This window comes from Paenibacillus sp. OSY-SE (assembly GCF_000283315.1).
GTDB lineage: Bacteria > Bacillota > Bacilli > Paenibacillales > Paenibacillaceae > Paenibacillus_B > Paenibacillus_B profundus.
In genome coordinates, this window is sequence record NZ_ALKF01000178.1 from 29,682 (window position 1) to 49,112 (window position 19,431).

A 19,431-nucleotide genomic window follows, 5' to 3' on the forward strand; every position below is an offset into this window, starting at 1 on the left:
TTCTGCCGTTACCCCCCTTGCACGAACAACCGCTGTCTTGCGGCGCGCCACATGATGACGATCGGAATAATTAGAATGACGAACCAGAGCAATTGGATGCCGACGACGGTGAGAATCTGGCTATCCTCAATCCGGCCGGTGAAGACAGAGCTCGGCAAATACGTAATCGCTTGAAACGGCAGCCATTGGTTCAGCAGCATAAGCCACCCCGGAAAAAACGATATCGGCACAATGACGCCAGAGAACAGGTCGACCACGACCCGCTTCATCCGAATCATGCCCTCGTTATTTTCCACGAAGAACGCCGTCAATCCGGTAATGATGTTCAACTGCGAATTAATAAGAAAGCTCATGAACAGCATAAAGGCAAACACAAGCCACAGCTTCGGTTCGCGCGGGAGCTGCACCGGGAACAGCAAGCAGGCGATGACCATGCCCGGAGCCATGAACAAGAGCAGCCGGAACAGCCCTTCTCCAAAGCCCTGCATCATCTTCACGACAATATAGTTATAAGGCCGGATGAACTGTATCGCTACGCTGCCATCGCGTATCTCATTGGCAATCTCCCGATCGAGGTTATTGAAATAAAAGGCGCGCGCCATCCAAGAGACGGCGATATACGTCGTCATCTGATCTGCGGTAAAGCCCGCAATGGTCCCCTGTCCTCCATAAATGGCTTGCCATGTAAAATAGTACACTCCGATGCTTAACGTATAGATTAAAATGCCGGAATAATAGTTGACGCGGTACGCGAGCATCATTAGAAATCGAATGCGTATCAGCTCTAAATATGCGCTAGCCATGGGTCACCGCTTCCTTCTCCTTCTCGCTCTCTTCCCGGGCGGCGGAAGCCTCGGAAGTATCGTCTGCCATTGGGTCTTCCGGCAGCTCAGCGCTCCCCGTACGGTATATTTCCCGCACGATGTCGTCGGTGTTCGTCTCGATAATCTTCAAATCCGAGATGGAGGCGCCGCCCACGACTTGCCCGATTACCTCGGACACATTCGTGGCAAACGGTACGAACACGCTCGCTTCATACGGCGATTCCATCGTCCAATTAACGTCCAAGCCCGATGTGAGCGCTTCTGTATCCCCTGACCGCATTGGCTTCGCAAATTGGAATCGAACCTCGCGCCCTTTGCCCCATGTGGACTTGAGCGTGTCCAAGCTGCCGTCATAAATGATGCGTCCATCATCCAGCATAACGACACGCGTACAGAGCGCCTCGATATCTTGCAAATCATGCGTCGTCAACAAGATGGTCGTGCCGTGCTCTTTATTGAGCGTTTGGAGAAAATCCCGGATCTCTGTCTTGACGACGATATCCAAGCCGATGGTCGGCTCATCCAAAAACAACACAGACGGCTGATGCAGCAAGGAGGCGACCAGCTCGCAGCGCATGCGCTGACCGAGGCTTAATTTGCGCACCGGACGATTCAAGAGCTCCTGCAGCTGCAGCCGTTCCACCAGCTCATCCAAGCGCCGCTTGAAGTCTGTTTCTGACACGCGGTACACCTTGCGCAGGAGCCGGAACGATTCGATGACGCCAATATCCCACCAGAGCTGGCTGCGTTGTCCGAAGACGACACCGATGCCGCGCACGAACTTCTCCCGCTCTGCATACGGAATATACCCGTTTACATGGAGCTCGCCTGCGGTCGGCACCAGAATGCCGGTCAGCATCTTGATTGTGGTTGATTTCCCCGCTCCGTTCTCCCCGATATATCCGCATATTTCTCCTTGCGGAATCGTGAACGAAATATCTTTGACGGCCATCACCTCGCTATATTCCCTTTTAAATAAATCAAGCAAAGCGCCCTTCAGCCCTTCGCGGTTTTTTTGCACGTGAAACGTTTTGCGCAAATCCCTTACTTCTATGGCATTCATTGCTGTATGGTTCACCCTTTCGTAGATTTGCGTAGTTAGCGATGACTGCTTTAGTCTCGCACTTGGACGCGAATTGATTCAACATCATAAAGATTTTATAATTGGATAGACAAGATGCGGGTCATTATCCATAACATTTAATATAGCACGTACGACGACTTGAATGAATGCGCCGGAGCTGACATCATGAACTTCGCTTCTTTCACAGCCGGATGAGGAGAGGACGATACATATGTGGAAAAAGTATTGGAAGCACGCACTAACCGTGATGACCGTCATTATTGTCGGCAGTGTCGGATACTACACTTGGGCCATGTACGACAGCTTGGGCAACCTGCAGAAGAAGCCGGAAGAGTCCCGTTTTACACCTGTTGTCAGCAAGCTTCCCGACCGGAAAGCGGTAGAGCCTCCGAAATGGGAGGGGAGGGAGCGCGTCAATATTTTGCTCCTCGGCGGCGATTCGCGAGGCATGGACAAGGACGAAGTTCCGCGTTCGGATTCCATCCTGCTCGCCTCGTTCGATCCGCAATCGAAACGGGCAAATCTATTCTCTATATTGCGCGACACATATGTGGATATTCCCGGATTCGGCAAAGATCGCATCAATGCAGCGCTGACGTACGGGGGCCCCGAGCTTGCCATGAAGACGGCGAGCGAATTTACCGGACTTGACGTCCAATATTATGTATATACGGATTTCCAAGGCTTCATTAAGCTCATCGACGCCATGGGCGGGGTTGAATTCGAAGTGGAGAAGAACATGAAGTATACCAGCAAGGCGGATAAGCATCAATACGATATCGACTTGAAAAAGGGCAAGCAGCTGCTGAACGGAGAAACCGCGCTTATGTACGTCCGGTTCAGATACGACGCCATGTCCGACTTTGCCCGTACAAAGCGGCAGCGCGAGCTGTTAACCGCTGTCGCGGACAAATTGAAATCGGCCTGGTCCATTATTCAGCTCCCTCACCTAATTAATGAGGTCGCCCCCTACGTGGAAACGAACCTGACGGCGGATGACATTATTAAGCTGGCCTCCTTAGGCTATGACAGCTCCATCGGGCCAAGCCACCAGCTTCCGGCGATGGATAATGTCGCTGACGCGACAATTAACAATTCCGCCGTGCTGCAAGTCATTGATAATGATAAGCTGAAGCAGTACATTCAAGACGCCTTGGAAAATAAAGCATCCGCATCCGAAGATATCAAGAACAAAGGAGATTCGTCTACATGACTACGAACCGAAATCGTTCCGAACAACTATATGAAGAAGCGCTTGAGCATATCGTCGGCGGGGTGAACAGCCCTTCCCGATCGTTCAAAGCGGTCGGCGGCGGCTCGCCTGTATTTATGGAGCGCGCGCAAGGCGCTCACTTCTGGGATGTCGACGGCAATAAGTATATCGACTATTTGGCCGCTTACGGCCCGATCATTACCGGTCACGCGCATCCGCACGTAACCGAAGCCATTGTGCGTGCCGCACAGAATGGCACGCTGTACGGCACGCCTACCGAGCTAGAAATCAAGCTCGCGCGGATGCTGAAGGAAGCGGTGCCTTCCATGGACAAAGTCCGCTTCGTCAACTCTGGCACCGAGGCCGTCATGACGACGATTCGCGTCGCCCGCGCCTACACGAAGCGCACGAAGGTAATCAAATTTGCCGGCTGCTACCACGGCCATTCCGATCTCGTGCTCGTGGCCGCTGGTTCCGGCCCGTCCACCTTGGGCATTCCCGACAGCGCCGGCATTCCGAAGAGCATCGCGAGCGAAGTCATCACCGTGCCGTTCAACGACCTCGACAGCCTGAAGGCAGCGCTGGAGCACTGGGGCGATGACGTAGCTGCTGTTATGGTCGAGCCGATCGTGGGCAACTTCGGCATGGTCATGCCGCAGGCAGGCTTCCTCGAAGGGCTGTGCAAGCTGGCCCGCGAGTACGGCGCGCTCGTCATCTATGACGAAGTCATCAGCGCGTTCCGCTTCCATTACGGATCGACGCAGACGTACCGCGTCTTCCCTGACTTTGCTGCCATCGAGCCAGACCTGACGGCCATGGGCAAAATTATCGGCGGCGGCCTCCCTATCGGGGCCTACGGCGGACGGAAGCACATCATGGAGCAGGTCGCGCCGCTTGGACCAGCATACCAGGCGGGCACGATGGCCGGCAACCCGGCCTCCATCTCCGCCGGCATCGCTTGTCTCGAAGTGCTGCGCGAGGAGGGCGTGTACGAACGGATGGAAGAGTTGTCCATCCGCTTGACGGCAGGCATCCAGGAAGGTGCCGACCGTTACGGCGTGCCGCTCACCATCAACCGGATCCGCGGCTCGTTCTCGACGCATTTCTGCGATCATCCGGTGACGAATTACGCGGAAGCGCAAGAGACGGACAGCGAAGCGTTCGCTGCCTTCTTCCGCCACATGCTCGATCAAGGCATCTGCCTTGCGCCTTCGAAGTATGAGGCATGGTTCCTGACGACGGAGCATACCGCCGAAGACATCGAGCGCACGATCGAGGCAGCGCACGAATCGTTCCGCCGCATGGCTAACTCATAAAGCACAACCTATCCATCCATTTCACGCAAAGACGCCGGAGCTGCCATGCAGCCCGGCGTCTTTCGGTATACAGCATACGTTATTTTTGTAAGACAGCATGCGTTCCAATACCACTGCCGCTCTGCCCCATTGCCGACGTCTGTACCGGCTACTTCAAGCCATGCACCTCGAAGCCATAAATGCGCGCAGCCGTATCGCCTCCTTGGGTCGGTTTATCGACGATCAGCTTCGCATAGCGCGCCTTCGTCAGGCTGATTGCATGCTTGCTGACGCCAAGCGTATTGTCCTTCACCTCGACGGCATCGCTCCAATTTACCCCGTCCAGGCTCAGCTGAATCCGGAATGCGCGCGAGTTGAACGCCTCGCCTTCACCGCCCGCCTGCGCGTGCTTCACGACGAATTCGCTCACTTGGTGGACGGCTCCCAAATCGACCGTCATCCAATGCGGTCCGTCTCCTACCGCGCACCATTTCGTGCGGTCATTGCCGTCGACGGCAAACGGTGGTGCTTCGTTCGAATTGACGAAGCTGCTCGCATCCGTCTTCTTGTTCAGCGCCAAATCGGCGATGCCGCCGGCCGCATCCTTGGTAACGGTAATGAGCTGCTTCGTGAGCGAATCTTCGCCCTCGCTGTTCTTCGCCGTCAACGTCACCTCATATACGCCTTCCTTGTCGTAGCGAACTGCCGGATTCCGCTCCGAACTCGATTCCGGTTGCCCGCCCGGGAAGCTCCACAACCAGCTCTCTGTCACCTCGGACGATTTATCCATGAACTTCACGGTATCGCCTGGCGCAATCAACGTCTTATCCGCTTCGAAATCGGCGGTAGGCTGCGGGTAACCCGGCCACTCGAAGGAGACCGATGCGCGTTCGCCTTGTTCATAATGACGGTTAATCGGCACAACTTCTAGCGTCGTCCCCGCTTCCTTGTCAATGCGCTTCATTTCCGGAACATAAAAAACGTTGTTGGCCGTCGCGCCTGCCAGCTCACGGACTCCGTCCGGATTCACGCGGTACACTTGATAGTACAGCACCTCTCCCCCCAGCGCTTCCCATTTGAGGCGGGCATCGCCATAGATGCCGTCTCGGAAATCGGATTCCGTCACTACAAGACCGTTCACCGCGTCAAGCTGAGGGACTGCTGCTTCCGTATTGCGAATGGATAGCTCGCCGATATTCACCTGCAAGCCATCAATCGCTTCCGGTGAATCGAATTTCAGTGAAATGCCCGCAATGTTGCGGTTCGCATACGTCGCCAGCGTCACGGTCGAACGCACCCATTTGTTCTTGTACACGGTGTCGGTGACGCTCGTTCCGTCCGCCAGTTCGATGGTTGCCGGATCCAGGTACACATATTGCTCTGGCGCATCATCGAAGGATACTCCGATCTGGACTCTGGCATTCTCGTCATTGGCTTTATATGTAGCCGATACGACCGTCGTCGGCTCGACCCGGATGTTCGTCTTGTACAGCTTGACGTGTGTAGCCGAATCCGGCCGGAGGTCACCCGCCACCTTCAACGAGCTGCCGCCGTAGTAAGCGTTCTCATAATCAAAGGACGGCTGCAACGCCTGTCCCGTCCCTTCGGACTCTGCAATCCAGCGCCAAGACGGCAGGATGTCCTGCAGGCTTCGGTTGCTCCAATCCCGGCTGCGGACTACTTCCCCGTTCACGGCGAACAGATGCCCGTTCCCCATATTGAAATGAGTGATGAATTCAGGACCAGTAATGACGCTCTTGTCTACGAAATAGTTGGCCGCTCCACGCCACGTTCTCTGCTTCGTTGCATCCCCTGCCCCCGGACGCGGCGGCGTCGCGGCTGGATTATGCTCATAGCCCGACCAGAACGTCGTCTCTTTTTCCATGTACTCTTCATGGGTCTTCGAGCTGTTCCAAGCCCAATCCGGGCGATAAATGCCCAAGGAAGTCGTTGCCTTGCCCTCTCCCGGGAACAAAGCAGGCATGTTGAACGTTCCATTGTATCCATTTGCTTCTACATCAATGCCCGCATAGAGGTCGTAAGGACTCCGGTTCAAGCTTTGGGCGACAGAAGGAGAATTTTGGAACGTATAACCGGAATACTGCCAGCGGAAGTCAAGGAACATCGTGTCGGACACGCGCTCGCTGCCGTCTTGGAAAAACATTTTGTTGTTGTCCGTCAGCGCCCCCTGCCAGGATATGGGCCCTCGATTGATCATCGAATCGTACCAAATGATCTCCATGCCCGGTTGCTTGTGCTGCTGCAAATATTTCAAAAACTGCTGCATCAATTGCGCGTCTTGCGGCGTGGCACCTTGCGTTTCTTGGTTGATAAACCAGCCGTCGAAGCCGTAATATGATGCCGCTTCTATTAATTTATCCGCCGTAGGGAACGAGCCGTCCTCACGCTGCTGCAGCATGTCGCGCAGCCATTGGAGCTTGCCGCCGTGTTCTCTTTGCGGGAAAAATACGGTTCCGTAAACGGGCACGCCATTCTTGTGGGCGGCATCGATCACATCCGCGCTTGGCGGTACGATCAGGCCCTCGCCCGCAGAGCCGCCCCACATGATGAGGCTATCCACATACTGCCAATAACCAAATGTAAATGTATTGAATTTTTCAGAGCCTTGCGAAGGCACCCCGCTCGTATTCGGGTACATGGATGCGAGCGCCATCAATTTCGGGTCCTCCAGCGCGTTTGGATTTACTTTATAACCCTTCACACGCTCCTCTACAAGCTTGACGCTGCCCTTGTTGAAGGCGGCATCCCGGTCCGTTGACGGAGACCACTCCAAGAGCGTGTTCGGATACCAATAGGAAGAATGCGGCTGCGCGGCTTCCGCTTGACCGGCAAACCCCATCAAGGAACCCGCCAGCATCGCCGTGCTGACGAATACGGCAAGGCTGCGTTTCATTCGTTGTTTGGACATAACCGTCGGTTGCAATCGTTTCATTCGATACCTCTTCCTCTCTCCCAAATAATAAATAAGCCATATCCGGATGCATGGGCCGAAAATAATGTTAGCGCTTACAATTTGATATGCAGATTTATTGTATACCCTATATTATCCAGTGAAAAGGATGGTATTTCCTATTTGACGAGATATCTTTAATTGATCCACCAAATCTTTAATATTTACCCTGAAAATTGGCTGCGCTCCGCTTTCGTTCAGCCCGAACGGTGCAGATTGGATTGGGAAATGAAGATTCCATTGGAAATAGTACAGCCTTCCCCCTCAAACAAGCAGTATTCGATGATTCTGCTGGAAACTGTCCAATCAAATCGTCCTTTTTAGTCTTTTAGATCCAAATTGGTCCGGTCCTATTGGATCATTTCCAGTGAAATGACACCCAGTCACGCTCCATGCTAAAAAGCATTGGACGAAATCCAATGGATGCAGCTTGGTATCCTTGCCAAGTTGAATCGATATAGCCGTCATCACACTTATCAACGCTCAATTTTCGAGATATTAGGCAGTAATAATAAAGCAATCATCAGGTATGTCCCTAATTAACCTAACTACACACTGATGTAGTTCATTGCGCTCAGAGTAACTATATGAATGAACTAAAGATAGCTCACATTTCTAGCCAATCACGATACGCTGCCACGTACTTTTCTCCACTCTCCCTCTCGTTCAGAAGGGGCATCTCTCTGTGCTGTCCAGCGTGACGCAAGACGTTAAAAGGGAACTCTCAAATGTATGATTGCAGTTGGAGATGCTCCCTCCCACTATTACATCAACCGTTCAATCACACCATAGAGCGTCTGGACGATGCTGGAATCGTTGTTACTGACTGAAGGGGAGAGTGAACGGAAACGCCGAACGGAGAGAGTAACGCCTCTCCAAAAATTTACTCTGAATTAAACAAGTGGCTCTTAACTGGTTATTTCCGTCATAATTATAGAAGTCAGGTACCCTTCTAGGCGGACACACATATGATATTGCAAGATCGAATCCATATCGAGGAGGACTTAACATGCTTCCTTTATTCTGCATGAGCCCTCCATATGCCCCATATCGTGCAAATGCCCCTGTTCCAAGCACCGAATGCTTAACTAACCCGCTTCAGCCGCCGCTCGATGCTTACGACACCAACCTGAATACGGCCCTCCCTCTCATTGCGAGCTCCATTCAAGGGGAACGCGATGACGAGCTGTTCTATGATGATTTAATCCGGCTCGCCCCTTCCCAGGCGGACAAGGACATTATCGCGTCCATTCGCAACGACGAGCGGAGGCATCGCCAATGGTTCCGCTATATCTACTATTGCTTGACCGGGCAACAAGTCCCTGAAGCCATAGATGAATCCTATCAGCTGACAGCCTCGTATCTCGAAGGGCTGGAAAAGGCTCTCTTCGGTGAGCTCAGCGCAGTTGAAAAATACCGGCGCATTTATTTCACGGTTGGGCCGGAACCGTTCCGCAACATCATTTTTGAAATATTGACTGACGAGTTGAAGCAAACCAGCAAATACAATTTCTTGTACGCGAAAAATAAATAGCGCAATCCTTTTAATCTATTCTCTAATCCCCTCTGACCCAACATCGCCGTAACATCTCTGTTTCGTTTATTTTTCACCCGGATGCTTCTCTTTTTGGCAAAGGGCATCCTCCCAATTCCAATCAACTGTAATTTGTGCAATATATATGCCCCATTTACATGCAACCTATTGCGTTCTGTATAACTACGGCGTTGTGATGTACACCTGTTTAACTACTGTGTTCTGATGCAGCTTATTGCGTTTTGATTTGCTTGACTGTCTGCTGATTCAAGAAATCACATATGGTCGAGATGCATGTGCGAGGACCGAGTGTACATTTTGTGCGGCATAACGTTAATGAGCGGCAAGCGGGCCTACTCCCTACTAAACGGCAACCGGACATATCCCCCTACAACAGAACGGCTCCGCATCTTAAAGACGCGGAGCCGCTGCCATTACAGCAATATTAGGTTACAGCTTCTTGATTTCTTCCTTCAAGAGCTCGGACTGCGTACCGAACACCACCTGCACGTTGCCTTTGCCGAGCTTCATAATCCCGGCGGCGCCGAGCGCCTTCAAGCCCGCCTCGTTGACCACGGTGTCGTCCTTCAGCGTCAAGCGCAAGCGCGTAATACATGCTTCGTTCGTAATAATGTTATCTTTGCCGCCGATAAGTCCGACGACTTTTTCCGCTTTCTCACGCAGGCTGGAGTTGGCGTTGACCGTGTTATCCGCGTCTCCTTCTGTCTCCAGCTCATCCTCGCGTCCCGGCGTCTTCAGATTCAGCTTCACAATCAGGAAGCGGAACAAGAAATAGTAAACCACAAAGTAGGCGAGTCCGATTGGAATCAGAAGCAATGGCTTCGTCGCCAATGGGAAGTTCAGCGCATAGTCGATAAAGCCTGCTGAGAACCCAAACCCGTGCTTAATGCCAAGCGTTGCCGTTACGAATCCAGACACCCCCGCCAATATCGCATGGACAACGAACAGTACGGGAGCAACGAACATAAATGCGAATTCGATCGGCTCCGTAATCCCAGTTAGGAACGACGCGATAGCCGTACCGATAAAGATGGAAGCAACCATTTTGCGATTCTCCGGCTTCGCCGCATGAATAATGGCGAGAGCCGCACCTGGTAATGCGAACATCATGATTGGGAAAAACCCGGTCATGAACAACCCTGACGTCGGGTCGCCATGGAAGAATCGGGCAATGTCGCCCTGCCATACTTGTCCGGCAGCGTCGGTAAAGGAGCCGATTTGGAACCATGCAATTGCATTCAACACGTGGTGCAGACCGAATGGAATGAGAAGCCGGTTCGCTACCATGAAGATGCCGGAGCCGACCGCTCCGAGTTCAACAATCCAGTTGCCGAAGGAATCGAGCGCCTGTTGAACCGGTCCCCATACAATCCCGAACGGAATCGCTACTAAAATCATAACCGCTGAGGTGACAATTGGCACAAATCGTTTGCCGCCGAAGAAGCCAAGCCAATCCGGCACTTTAATATCATGATATTTGTTGTACAGGAACGCAGCGATACCACCGGCCAATATACCGCCGATGACGCCCATGTCGAGCTTCATGTCATCCGGAATGAACGCGAACGCTGCCGGAATTTTGGACAATACTTTAAGTAAAATAATATGCGCTATGACGGCCGCCAATACGGCCACCGCGTCTGAAGCAAATCCGATGGCTACCCCGATGGCGAATATAAGAGCCAAGTTATCAAATATAGCAGAGCCGCCTGCATCCAGGAACGGGGCAATATATTGGTTCAGGAACCCGCCGACCGTGTCTCCCATATGGAAGTCTTTCACATAGTCAATTGCACCGAAGCGAAGCAAAATGGCTGCCGCCGGCAACGTTGCAACCGGGAGCATCAATGCCCGACCAATTCTTTGCAAAAAGGCTAGCATGAGTTGTTCTCCTCCTTAATTGGTTAAGTAAAGTATGGATAAAAGGCCAAAGTTTTATTCTTCTGCCTGTCATCACCGCAACAACGCAAAAAGACATGAGCTTGCGATGAGACACCACCCGATATCGCGGATGCTATCCCTTAGCAAGCTCATGCCTAGTCGTACTAGTAACACGCCTGTTATGAAGGTTGTTATAGAGGTTGTTCAAAAAGTCCTCTTTTGATCACGAAGTCACTCAGGAAGTAACTCGGCATAGAATCTTGCATTCACTCTCGAAGTCCTGCAACCTTCTCGGTGCTAAAAACCGACCTTTTTGAACACGCACTTATAGGTAATAGATAATTACTCGTCTTTGTTAAACAATCGATACAGATGCATAGCGATGTATGCTGTCTCGTCCTCCGACACTTCCGTCTCCAGCTTCCGCGCCATTAACGCGGCACATTCCTGCGCCACCTCGAACTCATAAGGCACCATGTCCTTCAGCTTGTCCCGGAACGGATTGCGGGAATGCTCCCCTTGGCGGATTCGCTCAATGGCGAAGCGGAGATGCGTAATGAGCCGAAGGTAGTCTATGCTGTCTTTCGGGATGTCGCCCCCTCGTCGTTCTTCGATCAGTGCAACCAGATCCTTCAATAGATGATTGAACTGGACCATATTCCCGACAGGAACATGTGCGACAGCCGACTGAATGTGTATCGTCAAGAATCCGATTTCATCTTCTGGCACAGTCACACCGAATGTCCGGTCAATAAGCCCGGCCGCCTGAGCAGCAAGCTCATATTCCTTCGGATTCAAGGTGCGAAGCTCCCACAAAAACGGATTTTCAATCGCAATGTCATGGCGCAACCGGTACAGCGCATATTCAATGTGGCTCGGCAATGCGAGGTGAATATGCTCGTTCAAATCCGGCGTAAGCGCTTCAGACACCATGGAAATGATCTGCTCGGATACGGTAATGACTTCCGGATCAATCTGTTCCAAGAGCATCTGATACTGCGACAGATGCTGCTGACTCTCTAAAGCAAATGTCTTCTCAATGCGGGTGTCACTCGGAACAAGCTCTCCTCCAGGTTTAGCTCCGAATCCGAGTCCCTTTCCCATGAGAATGGTTTCTTTGTTCGTCAACACATCGTTCGCCAATACGACATTGTTGCTTAATGACCGTATAATCTCAAAGCGACGCTTGCTTGACAACGTGAATCTCCTTTCTCATGAAATTGCGGAGATAAATCATTGAATGGAAACGTTTTCGCATTAACGCGTTCAACTGTAAAATCATTGTAGTTGAAACCGCAATCATTGTCAACATAAAAAGAGAATTATGTCTAAATTTAGAATAATAATAAACTTTTTGTCAAATTAGTGTCGAACCATTAACGTCAATTGCAGCGCCGAAAAAGGGGTATCCCCTCTCTCGGCCTACATTTATTAACTTATAACGTGTATAAATGTTAAATGGATAGTTCTTGAACCGCCGCTACCCGTTCCACCACCAGGTATTGAATCTCCTCAGCCGTTTCCAGCGCTAGCGCTTCTTCGGCCAATTGTTTCATCTCATCCCGGTTCAAACGGGAGAGCAGCACGCGAACTGACAGCACGGAACTTGCGCTCATGCTGAATTCATCGAGTCCCAGTCCGAGCAGAATCGGCACCGCCTTCAGGTTGCCTGCCATTTCGCCGCACATCCCGGCCCACTTGCCTTCTTGGTGCGCCGCATCGATAACCATGCGAATCAGGCGCAGCACCGCCGGATTAAACGGCTGTGTCAGGTGAGACACCTGCTCGTTCATACGGTCCGCCGCCATCGTATATTGAACGAGATCGTTCGTGCCAATTGAGAAGAAATCAACTTCCTTAGCCAGCTGATCGGCAATAATCGCAGCCGCAGGCACCTCAATCATCATGCCGACTTCCATCCCTTTGTTATAGGCGATGCCTTCCTCATCCAGCTCCGCTTTCGTTTCTGCCAAGATAGCATTCGCTTCGCGCAGCTCGGTTATCGTAGATATCATCGGATACATCAATTTGACGTTGCCGTGCGCGCTAGCACGCAAAATCGCACGCAGCTGCGTCTTGAACAGATCTTTGCGGTCCAAGCAGAGACGAATGGCGCGATAGCCAAGGAACGGGTTCATTTCTTTTGGAAGCTCCAAGTATGGCAATTCTTTGTCGCCGCCGATATCCAGCGTACGGATAACAACAGGCTTATCAGACCCGATCGTTTCGCATACCGTGACATAAGAATTGTATTGCTCTTCTTCCGACGGGAAGCTGTCACGGCCCATGTACAAAAATTCCGTACGGTATAGGCCGACACCTTCCGCCCCATTGTTCCGGGCACCCAACGCATCCTGCGGATTGCCGATGTTCGCCACCAGTTCCACTTCATGGCCATCTGCCGTTACGGAAGGCTTATCCTTGTACAGCTTCATCTCTTCTTGACGCTTCTCGAACTTCTGTTTTTTCTCTCGATACAAGCTCAACGTGTCCTCGTCCGGATTGATCAAGATAATGCCGCTCGATCCATCCAACATGATCATGTCTCCGGTCTCGACGCTTTCCGTTGCATGCTGCAAGCCAACGACCGCCGGAATTTCCATTGAGCGGGCCATAATGGCAGAGTGCGATGTGCGTCCGCCGATGTTGGTCGCGAATCCGGCCACCTTGCTGCGATCCAGCTGCGCCGTATCGGATGGGGTCAAGTCATGTGCGAACAAGACCACCGCCTCATCAAAGTCACTTAGCTGTGCCGACTTCTTGCCAGACAACAAGCCGAGCACACGCTGGCTCACATCGCGGAAGTCTGCCGCGCGCTCACGCATATATTCACTGTCCATGCTCGTAAAGATATCCACAAGCTGCTGCGTCACTTCTTGAAGCGCAAATTCCGCATTCACCGCTTCTTGACGGACCTTCTCCTTCGCCTGACCGACAAATTCTTCATCCTGCAAGACAAGAATATGCGTAGCGAAGATTTCCGCATGATGTTCCCCCAACTTCGCTGCCGTGTTCTCTTTGATCTGCTCCAGCTCGTCCATCGCCTGCTGCACAGCATTCTGAAAACGCTCCACCTCGGCTTCAACGGCGTACGTTCCAATGTCCTTGCGCTCCACCGCAGTGGCTTGCTCCTGCATGACGAATGCCTTTCCGATAGCGTATCCTGATGCTGCCGCGATTCCTTGAAGTAGCATGACGGTTTCTCCACTCCTTTTGTTGATGCTTATTTCAAATACACAGTATGCCTGCCAGCCCTTCTTCTGAAGGGCTTTTCTTTATCCGTAATGAATTAGTCGAGAACCGATTCAATAACTGTGCCTACTGCATCGATCGCTTCCGCAGCTTGATCGCCTTCCGCAGATACGGTAATGATGTCCCCTGCCTTCATGCCAAGCGTTAAGACGCCAGTGATGCTTTTCGCGCTAACTTTGCGGCCGTTGAACTCCAACGAGATTTGCGCATTTGCAAATTCCGCCGCTTTTTTCATAATCGCACCTGCCGGACGCGCATGAATCCCTTGCGGGTTTTTGATTGTAAATTGCTTTTCCATTATTCATGACCTCTTTCCATCAAAGTTTACTGGTGTTTTTACTTACAATATGTTTTACGATTCCGTCTTATTTCAGGACAATTTCCATCAGTTCATTTGAATTCGCCGTCACGCTGCCTGTGTTCGCTTTAAGCTCGGCGACAACATCACCGTTGGCCACAATAACAGGTGTGATGACCGGCAGACCCGCTTCTTTAATTTGGGCAATATCGAACTCGATCAGCGTTTGACCCTTTTTCACTTTATCGCCTGTTTTAACATGAGGCTTGAACGGTTTGCCCTGCAGCGATACCGTGTTCACGCCGATATGAATAAGCAATTCAAGTCCAGATTCATGACCGAGCACCAAGGAATGGTACGTATCAATGAGATGAATGACCTGTCCGTCAAAGGGGGCGATAAGCACTCCTTGCTCTGGTTCGATGGCGATGCCGTCACCGATAATCTTTTGTGCGAAAGCCGGGTCAGGAACTTGCTCCAATGCTACCGCTTTACCTGTTATAGGCGCTGTAATGGAGATCGTTTTCTTTTTCTTTCCAAATCCAAACATATAAATTTCCTCCTTGTATGAACCGTTATCCTATGGACAATCCGTTACTGTCAGTGTTCTGTATTTCTGTTCTTCCAGCGGGATAAATCAGCCGACGATCATGTGCAACAAATACGTGTTGCTGTTAAAAAAAAGCAAAAAGGCATGCGCTGAAGCATGCAGTTCACCCAGTGAACAGCCGCTTAGCTCATGCCTAGTCGTACTAGTAACACGCTGACTTGCAGTGTAAAATTCACCACTCATTGTATCATGATGGATATTGTGTGTGCAAGCGAGCCGGGCGATTGGGTAAAATTAGACATATTCGCCATCAGTACATTGGCAAATGAGTTATGCGGTATCCATAAGATGTGCGTTCTGGTTGTAAATCATACCGCCGCATCATGCTCATACCGTCTTATTCTTTCTATACCCGATTCATTCCTGGCTGCACCACATAACACCCAGAGAAAACATTTTATTGCATACCATACGTGACACGGAGGAAAGCCGTTGCAGATTCCTTTAATCTAAATAAGTAATACGTTGGTTGGGCCGTTCTACAGGTTGGCGTAGTGGCACAACGCTCCCGCTCGATCCAGTTCCTCCGCCATATCAGCAGGGAGAAGCCGGTCCGTGATACATGCCGTCAGCTCATTGACAGGAGCTACGGAGAACAATGAAGCTTTGCCGACCTTCGTATAATCGAACACCGCGATCGTCTGCTGTGCTTGGCGCATCAGCATGCGGGCAGTCTGTGCTTCCAGCTCGGAATACGTCGTAATTCCTTTGGTTGTAGAGAAGCCGTCGATGCCCATGAACAACTTTTCAATATTCAAATGCTCAATCGTGCGCTCTGCGAGCGGTCCGCATAGTTCAAAGCTGTTGCTTCGCATTACGCCGCCAATGACGACAACCTGGATGCCTTCACAATCTGACAGCTCCATCGCAATATTCACCGCATTGGTCACAACGGTAATCCCTTGGCGCTGCTTCAGCAGCTTCGCGATGAGAAACGTCGTCGTTCCGCCGGTCAAGCAAATGCTGTCGCCCTCCTCGATAAAGTCAAGGGCGCGTTCTGCGATCGCTTCCTTCTCCAGCCATAGCAGTTGGCGCTTCTCTACGAAAGGAACTTCCCGTACGGAACCAGCACCTTCAAAAATCGCGCCCCCGATCGTGCGAATCAGCTCGCCTTTCCGCTCCAATAAGTCCAAATCCCGGCGAGCGGTCGCTTCCGAGCATTCAAAACGATCGATCATCTCCGCTATCGTAATGCGTCCATTCTGTTTTAACACTTGCAAAATTTGCTGTCGGCGCTGCTCGCCTTTGGATAACGATTCACTCATACGATTCACTCCATCCGTTGCTGGTTGTTGCGTTGCGGGTTGTTACTAGGTAAAAAAGGGCTTAAACCCATGATGAATGCGGTCCAAAAGCGGTATGCCGGCAAAGCAAGAGCTGCTAGCCGGAGACAGAACCTCCGTTAGCAGCGCCAGTTACGAACTTCCTACATGCGATTCACGCAAATAGACACGCTTATTATATAGATACAAATTGGGTCAAGTTCCGTGGATCGTCCGGGTTAAGGCCCCGTTTCACCGCCGTATAATAACCGTTGTATTGAATAAATGGCAAATACAATACCGCACGTGCTTCATCGCAGACATCCGCAGCACCAAGCTCAACCACCTTGTCGGCAAATTGCGTATCTTCACCGGCTTGTGCGGTTACGATGACGACCGTAGCGCCATATTGCTTCATTTCTTGAGCTACCTTCAGCTCATAGGAGCGTGCTTGTTCGGACAGCAGCAACACGATTTGCGTTTCTGGATCGACAATCGACTTCGGTCCGTGGCGGAATTCTAGCGTGCCGTATGCTTCCGTCCACGTATAGGTCATTTCTTTCAGCTTCAAGCACGCTTCCAGCGCAAGACCGTACAACGCGCCCATTCCTAAATAAATCGTTTTATTAAAAGAATTTCCGTTCACCCACGCTTCTGCCGTTTCATCCGACATTGTAACGGACGCAGCGTCGGATTGCAATACAGCTTCCAATTCCTTGTATGCTTTCTCCTGTCCTGCGCCAAGAGCAATCGCCGCCTGCATCATGAAGGTCATGCTGCTGAGCGACTTCGTCATGACCGTGCTCTTCTCCGCACCGCGCGGCGATACAAGACAATCCGTCATATTTGCCATCTTGCTTGACGGATGACAAGTGATGCCGCACGTGGTCCAATGCGGCAGTTCCTTCACTGATTCTAACGCAAGGATGACTTCGTGAGACTCGCCCGAACGCGAAACTCCGACCAAGAGCGTCTTCTTCGATGCCGCCACGGTCTGTTCACGGAACAAGAACAAGTCGGAGGACGGATGCGCCACCGCACTGCGTCCCGTCCATTTCCGATACGTCGCCGCCATCGTCATCGCTTGGTACCAAGAGGAACCGGAGCCGATGAAGACAACTTCCTCATATTTATCGCTTCCTATATATTTCCCGATCCAATCCTGTTGTTGCTGCAATTGTGTCCATGCTTCTTGCAGAGCTGCAGCCTGATCACTAATTTCGCGATACGTATGCGTATTCTGGTTTGACATTCCACAAAATCCTCCTTTATAATCAACTTAATGAAATTATAAGTCATTATTTTGATTGTTTCAATCATAATATGCAGGAGGCTATGCAAATGGGACATCTTATCAGCTCTACATCTATGCTGCAAGCGGCTCGCGAACAAGGCTTTGGCATTACCGCTTTCAACGTTCACACCTTGGAAATGCTGCAGGCAGTCGTTGAAGCCGCAGAAGAAACGCAAACTCCCCTCATTTTGCAAACGACGGTGGGTACGGTGAAGCACTTAGGGCCGGAATACATCGTATCTGCCGCCCAGACCGCAGCCAAGCTCTCTTCGGTTCCTATCGCACTTCATCTAGACCATTGCACTGATTATGATCTCATTGTAAAATGTATCCGCGCTGGCTATACATCCGTCATGATCGATGCGTCGATGCATCCATATGAAGAAAATATTAGCCGCACGAAGGAAGTTGTGAAAGTGGCTACAGCCGCAGGCGTCAACATCGAAGCCGAGCTTGGCAAAGTCGGCGGCGTGGAAGACGATATCGTCGTCGAAGAAGAAGATGCGCGACTTGCCGTTCCTGAAGAATGCGCTGCGTTCGTCGAGGCGACCGGCGTCCCTACGCTTGCTCCAGCAATCGGCACCGCGCACGGTATTTATAAAGGTGAACCGAAAATTGCGTTCGAGCGACTGGAACGAATTTATGCAGATGTCAGCGTTCCACTCGTTCTGCACGGCGGCTCCGGCATTCCGGAAGAACAAGTGAAGCGCTGCGTGAAATATGGCATGGCAAAAATGAACGTTGCCACAGAGCTGCGCATTGCCTTCTCCGATGCGATTAAAGCCGTATTTGCAGGGAATCCTGACGAGAACGATCCACGTAAATATATGGTGCCTGCGAAAGAGGCAGTAAAAGCACTAGCTAAGAGCAAGATGGAAATGGCCGGCTGTATCGGCAAGGCGAACGCGGTTCGCTAACCGCTGCAACAGCCCGCTTCATGTTGGAGGAACGTATATGATTACAACCGTAACCTTGAATGCGGCGATCGATAAGACATACATCATCCCCGGATTCAACCTTAATTCCTTGCACCGGGCGGAGCAAATGAATGCGACTGCCGGAGGCAAAGGCATCAATGTGGCTCGCGTCATCCGCACGCTCGGTGAAGACGTGATCGCAACAGGGTTCGTCGCTGGCTTCAATGGGATGGCGATCTCAGAGAAGCTGCGCCAGGAAGGAATTCCGTCCGATTTCATCACGGTGGAGGGCGAATCGCGCCTCTGCTTGAATGTGATCGACCCGGAAGGAGGCACCCAGACGGAGCTGTTGGAAGCCGGCCCTTCCATTCCGGCAGAAGCGATAGAGTCGATGAAGGAGAGGATAGCGAAGCTCGCTTCGCGCTCCTCACATGTCGTCTTCTCCGGCAGTCTGCCCACAGGATGCCAGCTTGGGCTCTATGCCGAGCTTATCACCATCGCCCGTGGGGCCGGCGCTATCCCGGTGCTGGATACGAGCGGTGAGGCGCTGGTGGAAGGCATTGCTGCACGTCCTTATCTTATCAAGCCGAACGAGCATGAAGTCGTGAAGCTGACGGACGGCAACGCGGAAGAGGAAGACGACATCAAATCCGCTCTGCTCCGGCTAGCGAAGCAGGGCATCGCGAATGTCGTCGTCTCACTCGGTGAGCGCGGGGCGCTGTCCGCTATGGATAAGCAGTTATTCCGCGTGAGCATTCCGCGCATCGACGCCGTCAACGCCGTCGGCAGTGGAGATTCCATGGTTGCCGGTCTGGTCGTCGCGGACAAACGCGCTTTACCGGCGGAAGAACGGCTGAAGCTAGGGGCCGCCTGCGGCACGGCCAATGCGCTTATGCCATCCGCTGGCATGGTGCGGCTTGAGGATGTCGAGGCGTTGAAGCAACAAATTCAAGTGGAAATACTTCTATAACAGCA

15 protein-coding genes are annotated in these 19,431 nt (G+C 51.8%); 5 read left to right on the forward strand and 10 right to left on the reverse strand.

Going from position 1 to position 19,431, the window contains the following annotated elements:
• Nucleotides 1–8: 8 nt before the first annotated feature.
• Together A372_RS0113200 and A372_RS0113205 are read right to left on the reverse strand one after the other, a co-directional pair.
• On the reverse strand, nt 9–803 hold the full coding sequence (locus A372_RS0113200; RefSeq protein WP_019421329.1) for an ABC transporter permease: 795 nt from the start codon (nt 801–803) through the stop codon (nt 9–11).
• Nucleotides 796–1,887, reverse strand: coding sequence for an ABC transporter ATP-binding protein (locus tag A372_RS0113205; protein ID WP_019421330.1), 1,092 nt, complete (start codon nt 1,885–1,887; stop codon nt 796–798). Before A372_RS0113205 ends, A372_RS0113200 begins: the two co-directional genes overlap by 8 nt.
• A 232-nt stretch (nt 1,888–2,119) precedes the next feature.
• Here A372_RS0113205 and A372_RS0113210 point away from each other — a divergent pair, with 232 nt between their 5' ends.
• Together A372_RS0113210 and A372_RS0113215 are read left to right on the forward strand one after the other, a co-directional pair.
• Nucleotides 2,120–3,121, forward strand: coding sequence for an LCP family protein (locus tag A372_RS0113210; protein WP_019421331.1), 1,002 nt, complete (start codon nt 2,120–2,122; stop codon nt 3,119–3,121).
• On the forward strand, nt 3,118–4,437 hold the full coding sequence (locus A372_RS0113215; RefSeq protein WP_019421332.1) for a glutamate-1-semialdehyde 2,1-aminomutase: 1,320 nt from the start codon (nt 3,118–3,120) through the stop codon (nt 4,435–4,437). Before A372_RS0113210 ends, A372_RS0113215 begins: the two co-directional genes overlap by 4 nt.
• A gap of 148 nt (nt 4,438–4,585) precedes the next feature.
• Here A372_RS0113215 and A372_RS0113220 read toward each other — a convergent pair whose 3' ends face one another.
• The gene (locus A372_RS0113220) at nt 4,586–7,369 is read right to left on the reverse strand and encodes an endo-beta-N-acetylglucosaminidase (protein WP_019421333.1); all 2,784 of its coding nucleotides are present in this window, start codon (nt 7,367–7,369) and stop codon (nt 4,586–4,588) included.
• Between the two features lie 1,027 nt (nt 7,370–8,396).
• Between A372_RS0113220 and A372_RS33885 the strand changes: the two genes are divergently transcribed.
• A complete protein-coding gene (locus A372_RS33885; protein WP_019421334.1) occupies nt 8,397–8,921 on the forward strand; it encodes a ferritin-like domain-containing protein in 525 nt (174 codons plus the stop codon).
• A gap of 450 nt (nt 8,922–9,371) precedes the next feature.
• On the opposite strand, the gene A372_RS0113230 is transcribed toward A372_RS33885, so the two are convergent.
• The 7 genes from A372_RS0113230 to A372_RS0113260 all read right to left on the reverse strand — a co-directional run bounded on the left by A372_RS0113230 (nt 9,372) and on the right by A372_RS0113260 (nt 17,497).
• Entirely contained in the window at nt 9,372–10,823 is a 1,452-nt protein-coding gene (locus A372_RS0113230) for a PTS transporter subunit EIIC (protein ID WP_019421335.1), read from the reverse strand.
• A gap of 342 nt (nt 10,824–11,165) precedes the next feature.
• Nucleotides 11,166–12,020: a PRD domain-containing protein gene (locus A372_RS0113235; protein WP_019421336.1), complete on the reverse strand. Its 855-nt coding sequence runs from the start codon at nt 12,018–12,020 to the stop codon at nt 11,166–11,168.
• Between the two features lie 257 nt (nt 12,021–12,277).
• Nucleotides 12,278–14,017, reverse strand: coding sequence for a phosphoenolpyruvate--protein phosphotransferase (gene ptsP / locus A372_RS0113240; RefSeq protein WP_019421337.1), 1,740 nt, complete (start codon nt 14,015–14,017; stop codon nt 12,278–12,280).
• A gap of 95 nt (nt 14,018–14,112) precedes the next feature.
• Nucleotides 14,113–14,373, reverse strand: coding sequence for an HPr family phosphocarrier protein (locus tag A372_RS0113245; RefSeq protein ID WP_019421338.1), 261 nt, complete (start codon nt 14,371–14,373; stop codon nt 14,113–14,115).
• Nucleotides 14,374–14,440: 67 nt separating this feature from the next.
• The gene (locus tag A372_RS0113250; protein ID WP_019421339.1) at nt 14,441–14,923 is read right to left on the reverse strand and encodes a PTS sugar transporter subunit IIA; all 483 of its coding nucleotides are present in this window, start codon (nt 14,921–14,923) and stop codon (nt 14,441–14,443) included.
• Between the two features lie 539 nt (nt 14,924–15,462).
• Entirely contained in the window at nt 15,463–16,248 is a 786-nt protein-coding gene (locus A372_RS0113255) for a DeoR/GlpR family DNA-binding transcription regulator (protein ID WP_019421340.1), read from the reverse strand.
• Nucleotides 16,249–16,441: 193 nt separating this feature from the next.
• A complete protein-coding gene (locus tag A372_RS0113260; RefSeq protein ID WP_019421341.1) occupies nt 16,442–17,497 on the reverse strand; it encodes an SIS domain-containing protein in 1,056 nt (351 codons plus the stop codon).
• A gap of 89 nt (nt 17,498–17,586) precedes the next feature.
• On the opposite strand from A372_RS0113260, the gene A372_RS0113265 reads away from it, so the two are divergent.
• Both A372_RS0113265 and pfkB read left to right on the forward strand, forming a co-directional pair.
• A complete protein-coding gene (locus tag A372_RS0113265; protein ID WP_019421342.1) occupies nt 17,587–18,456 on the forward strand; it encodes a class II fructose-bisphosphate aldolase in 870 nt (289 codons plus the stop codon).
• A 37-nt stretch (nt 18,457–18,493) separates the two neighbouring features.
• The gene (gene pfkB / locus A372_RS0113270) at nt 18,494–19,426 is read left to right on the forward strand and encodes a 1-phosphofructokinase (protein WP_019421343.1); all 933 of its coding nucleotides are present in this window, start codon (nt 18,494–18,496) and stop codon (nt 19,424–19,426) included.
• Nucleotides 19,427–19,431: the final 5 nt, after the last annotated feature.

Coding starts and splice junctions, on each gene's coding strand:
- A372_RS33885 (WP_019421334.1), top strand. CDS start 8,397: ATGCTTCCTTTATTCTGCATGAGCCCTCCATATGCCCCATATCGTGCA.
- A372_RS0113260 (WP_019421341.1), bottom strand. CDS start 17,497: ATGTCAAACCAGAATACGCATACGTATCGCGAAATTAGTGATCAGGCT.
- A372_RS0113200 (WP_019421329.1), bottom strand. CDS start 803: ATGGCTAGCGCATATTTAGAGCTGATACGCATTCGATTTCTAATGATG.
- A372_RS0113215 (WP_019421332.1), top strand. CDS start 3,118: ATGACTACGAACCGAAATCGTTCCGAACAACTATATGAAGAAGCGCTT.
- A372_RS0113245 (WP_019421338.1), bottom strand. CDS start 14,373: ATGGAAAAGCAATTTACAATCAAAAACCCGCAAGGGATTCATGCGCGT.
- A372_RS0113265 (WP_019421342.1), top strand. CDS start 17,587: ATGGGACATCTTATCAGCTCTACATCTATGCTGCAAGCGGCTCGCGAA.
- A372_RS0113250 (WP_019421339.1), bottom strand. CDS start 14,923: ATGTTTGGATTTGGAAAGAAAAAGAAAACGATCTCCATTACAGCGCCT.
- A372_RS0113220 (WP_019421333.1), bottom strand. CDS start 7,369: ATGAAACGATTGCAACCGACGGTTATGTCCAAACAACGAATGAAACGC.
- A372_RS0113210 (WP_019421331.1), top strand. CDS start 2,120: ATGTGGAAAAAGTATTGGAAGCACGCACTAACCGTGATGACCGTCATT.
- A372_RS0113230 (WP_019421335.1), bottom strand. CDS start 10,823: ATGCTAGCCTTTTTGCAAAGAATTGGTCGGGCATTGATGCTCCCGGTT.
- A372_RS0113255 (WP_019421340.1), bottom strand. CDS start 16,248: ATGAGTGAATCGTTATCCAAAGGCGAGCAGCGCCGACAGCAAATTTTG.
- ptsP (WP_019421337.1), bottom strand. CDS start 14,017: ATGCTACTTCAAGGAATCGCGGCAGCATCAGGATACGCTATCGGAAAG.
- pfkB (WP_019421343.1), top strand. CDS start 18,494: ATGATTACAACCGTAACCTTGAATGCGGCGATCGATAAGACATACATC.
- A372_RS0113205 (WP_019421330.1), bottom strand. CDS start 1,887: ATGAATGCCATAGAAGTAAGGGATTTGCGCAAAACGTTTCACGTGCAA.